The 2,372-nt window shown below is 78.3% G+C and carries 2 protein-coding genes; both read left to right on the top strand.

Translation table 11 applies throughout. The features are described 5' to 3' along the window. The coding region (locus PYV61_RS24285) for an ABC transporter permease (protein WP_275836457.1) at window positions 1–1,268 on the top strand (1,268 nt) is incomplete at its 5' end. 214 nt (window positions 1,269–1,482) lie between these two features. Further along, window positions 1,483–2,372 (top strand): serine/threonine-protein kinase (locus PYV61_RS24280; protein WP_275836456.1); only part of this gene is annotated, 890 nt, incomplete at its 3' end.

The following is a 2,372-nucleotide window of genomic DNA, read 5'->3' as shown; positions in this document are numbered from 1 at the left end:
TGCGGCGCTCGGCCGCGCCCACGCTGCGCGAGGGCGGGCGCGGGGCGAGCGCGGGCGCCGGCGGGCGGCGGCTGCGCGACGGGCTGTTCGTCGCCGAGGTGGCGCTGTCGCTGGTGCTGCTGGCCGGCGCCGGGCTGATGACGCGCAGCATGCTCGCGCTCCAGGCGACCGACCCGGGGTTCCGCCCCGACGGCGTGCTGGCGGTGCGGCTGCGCATGGGCGGCGCCGCGTACGACGCGCCGGCGGCGCGCACGGCGCTGCTGGAGCGCGCGGCCGACGCGCTGCGCGCGCTGCCGGGCGCGGTGTCGGCGTCGGCGGTCAACGCGGCCCCGCTGAGCGGCGACAACATGTCGTCGGCGTTCGCGGTCGAGGGGCGCGACGCCGCCGAGTCCGAGGCGCGGCGCGCCGAGACGCGCGCGGTGCTCCCCGGCTACTTCGGCGCGGTGCGGCTGCCGCTCGTGCGCGGGCGCGACTTCACCGCCGCCGAGGCGCGCGACACCGCGGCGCGGGTGGCGATCGTCAACGAGGCGATGGCCGCGCGCTGGTGGCCGGGGGAGGACCCGGTCGGGCGCCGCGTGTCGTTCGGCGGGGGCGGCCCCGACGCGCCCTGGCGCACCGTCGTCGGCGTCGCGCGCGACGTGCGGCAGCAGGGGCTCGGCCGCACGCCCGGCGAGCAGGCGTACCTCCCGTTCGCGTCGTTCGCGCGGCGCGAGATGACGCTGCTGGTGCGCACCGGGTGCCCACCGCAGGCGGGCGGGTGCGACCCCGCGGCGCTGGCCCCCGCGGCGCGCCGCGCGGTCGCGGCGCTCGACGCCGGGCTCCCGCTGGTCGAGGTCGAGACGCTGACGGCGGTCGCGCACCGCTCGCTCTGGCTGCAGCGGCTGTACGGCGCGCTGTTCGGCGCCTTCGCCGGCGCGGCGGTGCTGCTGGCGACGGTCGGCGTGTACGGCGTGGTCGCCTACGCGGTGGCGCAGCGGGTGCGCGAGCTGGGCGTGCGCCTCGCCATCGACGCCCGCCGGCGCGTCGCCGCCGGCCTGCTGCTGCGCGACGGCGTGCGGCTCGCCGCCCTCGGCCTCGGCGCCGGGCTCCCGCTCACGCTGGCCGCCACCGGCGCGCTCCGCTCGACGCTCCACGGCGTGAGCCCGCGCGACCCGCTGGTGCTGGTCGGGACCGTGCTGGTGCTCGGCGCGGCGACGGTGCTCGCCTCGTGGCTCCCGGCGCGGCGCGCGGCGCGGGTCGATCCGGTGCGGGCGCTCCGGGCGGACTGAGAGCGGGGAATCGGATCGAACGGATCAGATCTGATCCGTTCGATCCGATTCCCCTGGTGTTCGTTTCCGGACACTCCAGTCGCGGACCCGAACACTGCGTCCTCTCGTCGAAATGGTAAGCGCAGTCTTGTCAAAGACTTATACTCGACTGTAGGCGGCACGGCTCTCGCCTTGGGCAGGGATCGGATCTCCCCCTTCTCCGTCCCGTCCGCCGATGCCCGCCACGCTCCCCAGCCTCTCCGACGGCACGCCGGCCCGCGGCGTCCGCGCGTGGCGGCGTCCGGCCGCCCCCGCCGCGCCCTTCCCGGAGGCGGCGTTCGCCCCGGAGGCGCTCGGGGCCCGGTTCCAGTTCGTGCGCGAGCTCGGGCGGGGGGGGATGGGCGTGGTCGTGCTGGCCCGCGACCTCGAGCTGCACCGCGTGGTCGCGCTCAAGCTGCAGCACCCGCTGATGGCGCTCGACGCGCGGGCGCGCGAGCGCTTCCGCCGCGAGGCGCGCATCCAGGCGCAGCTCGACCACCCCGGCATCGTCGCCGTGCACGGCGCCGGCGAGGTGTGGCTGGAGGGGCGCGCGCTGCCGTGGTTCGCCATGGCGTACGTCGCCGGCGAGTCGCTCGCCGACCGGATGCAGCGCGAGGGGACGCTCCCGCACGACGAGGCGCGGCGCATCCTGCTGGCGCTGCTGGACGCGCTGCAGCACGCGCACGCCGCCGGCGTCGTGCACCGCGACCTCAAGCCCGAGAACGTCCTGCTGGCGCGCGACGGCCGCGTGCTCCTCACCGACTTCGGCGTCGCCGCGCGCCCGTCGCACGACGACCCGCGCCGCTCCAGCGCCGACGCCGGGACGCCGCTCTGGATGGCGCCCGAGCAGTTCGCTGGCGAGCACGCCATCGACGGCCGCACCGACCTGTACGCGCTGGGCGCGCTCGGCTTCGCGATGCTGGCGGGGCGCCCGCCGTTCCAGGGGCCGTCGGCGCGCGCGATCGCCGTGGCCCGCCTCACCACCGACGCGCCGACGCTCGCCGAGTGGGCGCCGCGCGCGCCGCGCGCGCTGACGGAGACGCTGCAGCGCTGCCTGGCGCGCGACCCCGCCGCGCGGTGGGCCGA

This window comes from Roseisolibacter sp. H3M3-2 (assembly GCF_029211165.1).
Classification (GTDB): domain Bacteria; phylum Gemmatimonadota; class Gemmatimonadetes; order Gemmatimonadales; family Gemmatimonadaceae; genus Roseisolibacter.
The sequence above is the reverse complement of the archived record's forward strand: the minus strand, read 5'-3'. Positions and strand labels throughout refer to the sequence as shown.